Source organism: Nocardia sp. NPDC058497 (assembly GCF_042720195.1).
Taxonomy (GTDB): Bacteria; Actinomycetota; Actinomycetes; order Mycobacteriales; family Mycobacteriaceae; genus Nocardia.
The window spans coordinates 1-6301 of the sequence record NZ_JBHXMY010000354.1; the positions used below are offsets into that span (position 1 = coordinate 1).

Annotated in this window: 8 protein-coding genes; 3 read left to right on the forward strand and 5 right to left on the reverse strand. The window is 67.4% G+C overall.

Annotation, left to right across the window (positions count from 1 at the left end; translation table 11 throughout):
• Nucleotides 1-7: 7 nt before the first annotated feature.
• Entirely contained in the window at nt 8-817 is an 810-nt protein-coding gene (locus ACFWPJ_RS21675; RefSeq protein WP_378854026.1) for an SDR family NAD(P)-dependent oxidoreductase, read from the reverse strand.
• Nucleotides 818-822: 5 nt separating this feature from the next.
• Entirely contained in the window at nt 823-1329 is a 507-nt protein-coding gene (locus tag ACFWPJ_RS21680) for a nuclear transport factor 2 family protein (RefSeq protein WP_378854012.1), read from the reverse strand.
• Nucleotides 1330-1486: 157 nt separating this feature from the next.
• Between ACFWPJ_RS21680 and ACFWPJ_RS21685 the strand changes: the two genes are divergently transcribed.
• The gene (locus ACFWPJ_RS21685) at nt 1487-2374 is read left to right on the forward strand and encodes an alpha/beta fold hydrolase (protein ID WP_378854014.1); all 888 of its coding nucleotides are present in this window, start codon (nt 1487-1489) and stop codon (nt 2372-2374) included.
• A 55-nt stretch (nt 2375-2429) separates the two neighbouring features.
• Here ACFWPJ_RS21685 and ACFWPJ_RS21690 read toward each other — a convergent pair whose 3' ends face one another.
• Entirely contained in the window at nt 2430-3818 is a 1389-nt protein-coding gene (locus ACFWPJ_RS21690; RefSeq protein WP_378854016.1) for a wax ester/triacylglycerol synthase family O-acyltransferase, read from the reverse strand.
• A 196-nt stretch (nt 3819-4014) separates the two neighbouring features.
• Here ACFWPJ_RS21690 and ACFWPJ_RS21695 point away from each other — a divergent pair, with 196 nt between their 5' ends.
• Nucleotides 4015-4377 carry a hypothetical protein gene (locus ACFWPJ_RS21695; protein WP_378854018.1) on the forward strand — a complete coding sequence of 121 codons (363 nt, stop codon included), beginning with the start codon at nt 4015-4017 and terminating at the stop codon, nt 4375-4377.
• 107 nt (nt 4378-4484) lie between these two features.
• Here ACFWPJ_RS21695 and ACFWPJ_RS21700 read toward each other — a convergent pair whose 3' ends face one another.
• Entirely contained in the window at nt 4485-4781 is a 297-nt protein-coding gene (locus tag ACFWPJ_RS21700; protein WP_378854020.1) for a hypothetical protein, read from the reverse strand.
• Nucleotides 4782-4908: 127 nt separating this feature from the next.
• A complete protein-coding gene (locus ACFWPJ_RS21705) occupies nt 4909-5829 on the reverse strand; it encodes an SDR family NAD(P)-dependent oxidoreductase (RefSeq protein WP_378854022.1) in 921 nt (306 codons plus the stop codon).
• Nucleotides 5830-5965: 136 nt separating this feature from the next.
• Between ACFWPJ_RS21705 and ACFWPJ_RS21710 the strand changes: the two genes are divergently transcribed.
• Nucleotides 5966-6301: helix-turn-helix domain-containing protein (locus tag ACFWPJ_RS21710; RefSeq protein WP_378854024.1), on the forward strand; the 336-nt coding region annotated here is incomplete at its 3' end.

Consider the following 6301-nt stretch of genomic DNA (forward strand, 5'->3'; position numbering starts at 1 on the left):
CCGATCCTCATCCGGCCACCGCCCGGTCAACATGCGGTGGCAGCAGTTTCGTCGCTCTCGCCCGCGCCGCCAGCAGCAGTTCGGCCCGGTCGGTTCCGCCGTTCTTCTCGGCGACCGCCGCGAACTCTTCCACCACGACCACGGGACCGTTCGCGAGATTCGCCAGACCCTGTGCGGCGACGTCCCGAGGTTCGGAGACGCGCAGTCCAGGGGCATCCATCCGCAGCCCGGCCCGGGCCATGGCGGGCGTGCGGGTCACTCCGAGTACCAGTTCCAGGACGTCGACGTCATAGTCGCGCATCTCCAGCCACAGTCCTTCGGCGAAGATGCGCAAGAACGCTTTGGCCGCCGAGTAGACGCTGATCTGCGCCGATCCCAGGTAGCCGCTGAGCGAACCGACCAGCAGAATGCCGCCGCGGCGCCGCTCACGCATGGGTGCGCCGAAGTGCTGGACCAGTCTCAGCTGAGCGGTGATATTGAGATCGATGACAGCCTGGAACCGATCGAAGTCACCGGTCACGAATTCGTGGCCGTAGGTGTTGGCGCCCGCGTTGTAGACGAGCAGACCGACGGTGAGCCCGTCGGTGATCGCCGCGATGCGCTCGAGTGCGTCCACGGCGAGCAGATCCACCGAGAGTGTCCGCACCTCGACGCCGTGGCCGCGGCAGGTCTCGGCCGTCGCCAGCAGCGGTTCCTCCTTGCGCGCCAGCAGAACGAGGTTGAGACCTGATCGGGCTAGTTGCTCGGCGAATTCGGCGCCGACCCCTTCGGATCCGCCCGCGATGACTGCCCAGGGACCGTAGCGGTCGATATCCATGTCGCTCAACTCCTCACGTCGGATCCGGTGACGACATCACCCAGCAGGTCCCGCGCCTCGGGCCTGCCGTCCAGCAACCGGGCGATGCGCCGCTCCACCTGCCAGCGACCCTCGGTCTTCACCAATTCCCAGCGGTTCGCGGTGATGCGCGCGACCTGGAAGTCGGCGGTCGTACCTGGCACCTTGAGCACCAGCTGGGTGTGCCCGATGGCCACCGCGTGGTCCCCGTCGACCTCGAGGTGGGGCAGGCTCAGCATGTGCGCCGAACCGTTGGTGATGAATTGCTGATGCGGCGTGCTGTGGACCATCGCGCGCAGCTCGTCGCGGCCGCGCAGCATCCCCGAGTCGACGTCGTACTCACCGTCTTCGGACCATATCCCGGCCGTGCCGTCGGCGGATCCGCTGTCCACGGCCGGACCGTAGGCGGAGAGCAGCTCGAGTATCTGCCACTTGTCCTCCATCACCTGGACGCGACGCAGCAGCGCCTCGATGTCCCCGGATGTCTGTGTCATTGTCGCCTCACTCGTGGGATCGGCCCCGAGAGTAACCACGATCGACCTGACGGCGTAAGAATCCCTCCCGCTCAGTGGGCGAGTCCGGGGCAGGACACCGGAGCCCGCCGTATGACATCATCAACTAGAACGAGTTCTAAATCTTCCCGAGGAGGACATGGTGGGAACAGCACGTCCGGTGCGGACGGGACCGTTCGTCGTGCCCGCCGTGGACGAGATCCCCGGCGGCAGGATGCTCGACCTCCCCGGACGTGGACGGACCTATGTCGTGGACATTCCGGGGCCACCAGGCGCACCCGTCCTGATATTGCTGCACGGCACAGCCTGCACCGCGGCCCTGAATTGGTTTCCGGCGCTGGAGACGCTGAGCGCGCGGTATCGCGTGGTGCTGTTCGATCAGCGCTGGCACGGGCGCGGGATCCAGTCGGCGCGGTTCCGGCTCGCCGACTGCGCCGACGACGTGGTCGCGGTCGCCGACGCGCTCGGCCTGGATCGCTTCGTCTGCGTGGGCTATTCCCTCGGCGGGATCGTCTCCCTGCTCGCCGCCCACCAGCACCCTGACCGGGTCGCCGGGCTGGTCCTGTGCGCGACTCCGTATCGCTTCCAGGAGAAGTGGCGCGAGCGGGCGTTCCATCGCGGTTTCGCCTCCGTCGCCGACGCGCTGGGCGACTACCCATATCGCCGGGCCCGGCGGCTGACGCGCAGCCTGCCGGACTTGCCGCCCGCTCTGGTGCCGGGTCAGCTACGGCGCTGGGCGGTAGGCGAATTCCGCAGCACCAGCGGATGGGCGCTGGCGCCCGTGCTGGCCGAGATCGGAACGTTCGACGCTTCCTCGTGGCTGCCGGAACTGCGGGTGCCGACCGCGGTGGTCATCACGACCAAAGACCGGGCGATCCCGGTGTACCGGCAGATCGAACTCGCGGCCGCGGTTCCGGGGTCGAGTGTTCACCCGGTCGCGGCGGGTCATGCGGCGTGCGCTGTCGCGCCGGACCGGTTCGTCCCGGCACTGGCCGACGCGTGCCGGTCGGTGACCGCGCGGCTGTAGTCGACGACCCTGTTCGACGCCGATGGCGAACAGGGCGGACTGTCGGAGTGGGCGATCAGCCCCGTGCGCGTGCCGCGGCCAGTAGTTCGTCGATCACCGCGGGCACCGCATCGGCCAGCGCGTCGACGTCGGGAACCAGGTCACGGCAGGCGATGAAGCCGAAATCGAGGTCACCGCAGTTCGACAGCACGGTGACGGTGAGCCCGGCGCCGTGGAAGACCGGACCGAACGGGTACATGCCGTCCACCCGGACACCGAGGAAATACAGCGGCATCGGCGGACCGGGCACATTCGAGACCACCAGGTTGTGCACCACCGGGTGCCGTTCGGCCAGCTTCAGCGACGAATAGACGCGGGAGGCGAGGCGGAAGGTGTTGGGCGGGGCGTACTTCGACCAATCCTGGAGGAAGTCGGCGCCGATCAGATCGTGTTCGGCCTTGGCGTCGCGGTTCGCGACGGCCAGCAGCTCCAGCCGCTCGACCGGATCGGCGATATCGGTGCCGAGGCGGCAGAACAGGGTCGAGACCTTGTTGATTCCCTCGGTGTGCCGGGTGGATTCGTGTACCGACACCGGCACCGAGGCGACCAGGGTGCGATCGGGCAGCTCGCCCCGATCCGCCAGGTAGCGGCGTAGCACGCCGCCGACCACGGTCAGCACGACATCGTTCACCTTCACCCCGAACGCGGCCTTGATCTCCTTGATCACGCCCAGGTCCGTCTTGGTGAACGAGACCGACCGTGTCCCGGTGACGGCCTGGTTGAACGGCGTGCGCGGCGCGGAGAACGGAAGGGCCATCCCCGCTTCGTTGTTCCGCCGCCGTTGCGCGAAACCCGCCACCATGCCGAGGGTTTTGGGAACCATGCCGAGCATCCCGGCCCTGGCGGGAAACCGGACCGCGGCGCGCGCGATGAGCTCGAGATCGCCGGGCACCGGTTCCGGTTGCCACGGTTCGGGTTCCGGGCGGCTGAGCCCCGGCTCCAGATCGCACAGGTGCATCATCATGTTCGTGCCGGTGATGCCGTCGACGGCCGAATGGTGGTACTTGCACACGACCGCCACCTTGCCGTCGTCGAGCCCCTCCACCACCGACATCTCCCACAGCGGCCGGCTCTGATCCATCGGGCGGCTGGCGATGTCACCGATCAGCGCGGCCAGACCGGCTTGCCCGCCCGGCTCCGGCAGTTCGACGCGCCGGATGTGGTTATCGATGTCGAAGTCGGTGTCGTCGACCCAGAGCGGATGGTCGAGGTTGAACGGCACCGGGTGGACCCGGCGGCGCATGTGCGGGATGAGGGGCAGTCGCCTGCGCAGTTCGTCGCGGAGATGGTCGAACGAGTACGGCCCGTCGGCCGGGTCGAGAATCAGCAGCGCACAGACGTGTAGATGCTGGGTTTCGGTCTCCAGATAGAGGAAACTGGCATCCAATCCAGTGAGTCGTTCCATAGCCGAACCCTACTAGAACACGTTCTAATTTTCTCGGCTAGCGAGCAGAATTTGACGACCCTCACAAGTGGTACGCCGGTGCTGCCTCGGCGTGGCGCACGGCCATCTTGTCCGACACCGTCGGCTGTGGGTATCCGCCCATTTCGGCGGTGGTCGAGTGGCGTTAGGATCGGAGAGGGGTGCGAGGAGTAGAAGGATGAGCACCACCAGTGTGATCGTGATCATCGTCGTCGCGGTGGTAGTCGTCGTCGTGCTCGTGGCCGGCGCGTTGCTGTTGCAGCGCAAGCAGCGTGAACATCAGCATGCCGAGGCCGAGGGCATCCGTGACCGGGCGGCGGAACAGGAATTCGAGCTCGGTCAGCGCGAGGCGCGGGCGGAGGAGATCGCCGCCAAGAGCCGGGCGGCACAGGCCGAAGCCGAGGCCAAATCAGCGCAGGCCGAGCAGCTCTCCCAGCGGGCGGACGTGCATCGCAGCGACGCGGCGGACACGCGAGCCGACCTGGACAAGGAGTGGGAGCGCGCGGACGAGGTCGACCCGGACACGAAGTCAGGTCCCTGACACCGACAAACCCACATCGGGCGGGCTCACGATCATGCACGGGCTCGCCGCACCCGAAGCCGCCGTGGTGAAGCGCCTCGGCGGCGCGGCCCAGGCGGGCTCGCGCCCTACTTCGGCACCAGCACTCCGGACAGATCCGCTTCCCGGATCGGTGTATCCGGATTCGCTTGGGCGCTGCACATGAGGTTGATGGCCGCGACCGCCAGATCGACGGTGTTCTGGTCGATCGACGCGTCGTCGCCGCGCTCCTCTTCGAGGAATTTGGTCACCGTCGTGTGCTTCTTGGCCGAGTCCTGCGCGGTGTACTCACTACACCGGGTGTCACCACCCTTGTTGACCGCCTTCTCCACCTCACTGCAGCCCGCTGACCCACCGAGTACGGCCAGGATCAACCCTGTCGTCACGACTGTTCTTCGCACAAGCATGGTCACTCTCGTCCCTGTAGTCGATCGCGCCCGCGAGGGCCCGTTACCACGGACATAACCACTCTGACCGAAGGTAACCAGCGGGCCGGATCGCGGGAGTGCCGATTCAGCCGGCGTATGCCGTGAGGAAATACTCGCCTGCCTCCCATATCTCGGCTTCGCGCCGCCGGTCATAGGATTCCGCGGACGACCGGGCCACCTGGCTGCGGTCGACGTACGATCCGGTGGGCGCCGCGATATCGCCGAGCACGACGTCCGCGAGGTATCGCCCCGCGGCCCTGCGGCTGGTGGCCAACGGGGTCAGCGTCATGATCGGCAGGATGTGCCGCATCGCGAACCGGGAAGCGGGGTCCGCGTCGCGGGCAAGGTCGGTGCCGGGGACGAATCCCGGGTTGTACGCGACGACATCGATTCCGGCGGGCAGCCGACGGGCGTACTCGTGCACCAGATAGATCGCGGCGAGTTTGCTTGTCGAATACGCGGTACGCCCGGCGGCTGTGCTGTGCGGCTCCCGGAAGGCGCCGATGCGGGCCAGCACATCCGGAGATTGCCAGGCCGGACCTGGAACCATGCCCATGTTGTGCCGGAAATCGCCGAAGTGGGTGTCGCTCACGGTGATGACGATGCGACCAGGCACGGTGCAGCGCTCCCCCAGTAGCCTGACGAAAAGGTGGTTGGCCAACACGTTGACTGTGAACGTCGACTCGAGCCCTTCGGGGCCTGTGGTCCGCGCGTTCGTGTACTGAATACCCGCGTTGCCGACGAAGCCGCACAGCGGTGGAAGATCGCCGGCGGCGAGCCGATCGCGGATCTCGATCGCCGCGTTGCGGACGCTCGCGAGCGAACCGAGATCCGCCGAGACGGAGGACACCTCATGCCCGTCCGCACGCAGCGCTGTCGACAACTCGGGTCCCGATGAACCTCGGGCGACGACAACGAGGTGCACATCGGGCGAACGCCGCAGGATGCGCTCGGCGGCGATGCGTCCGATGCCGCGACTCGCGCCGGTCATGACGATGGTGCGCATGAAATCTCCTCGACTGGATTTCTCCTCATGTCGTCACCGACATTCGCCGCTCGCGATCGGTCGAACCAGTGCCGTGACCGACACCAGGACCGGCAGTACCCAGGCTCATCGGGTGCCGAGCAGCGAGAATGACCCCATGGTTTCCACCCGTCCCGGATTCGGCGAACTGCTGCGCACCTGGCGCGACCGTCTGTCACCGCTCGACGCGGGCTTCGCCGTCACCGGGAGCCGTCGCGCCCCGGGGCTGCGGCGTGAGGAGCTCGCCCAGTTGGCGTCGCTGTCGGTCGACTACCTGCTGCGTCTGGAGCAGGGTCGCGCCGTCAACCCCTCACCTCAGGTCGTCGCGGCGCTCGCCCGGGCTCTGCAGCTGTCCCGGGCCGGGCGCCGTCAGCGGGATAGCCGGGCGGGACACCCACCCCCCCCCGACCCGGGGCGTTTTAAAAAAACCCCCCCCCCCGCACCCGAAATTAAG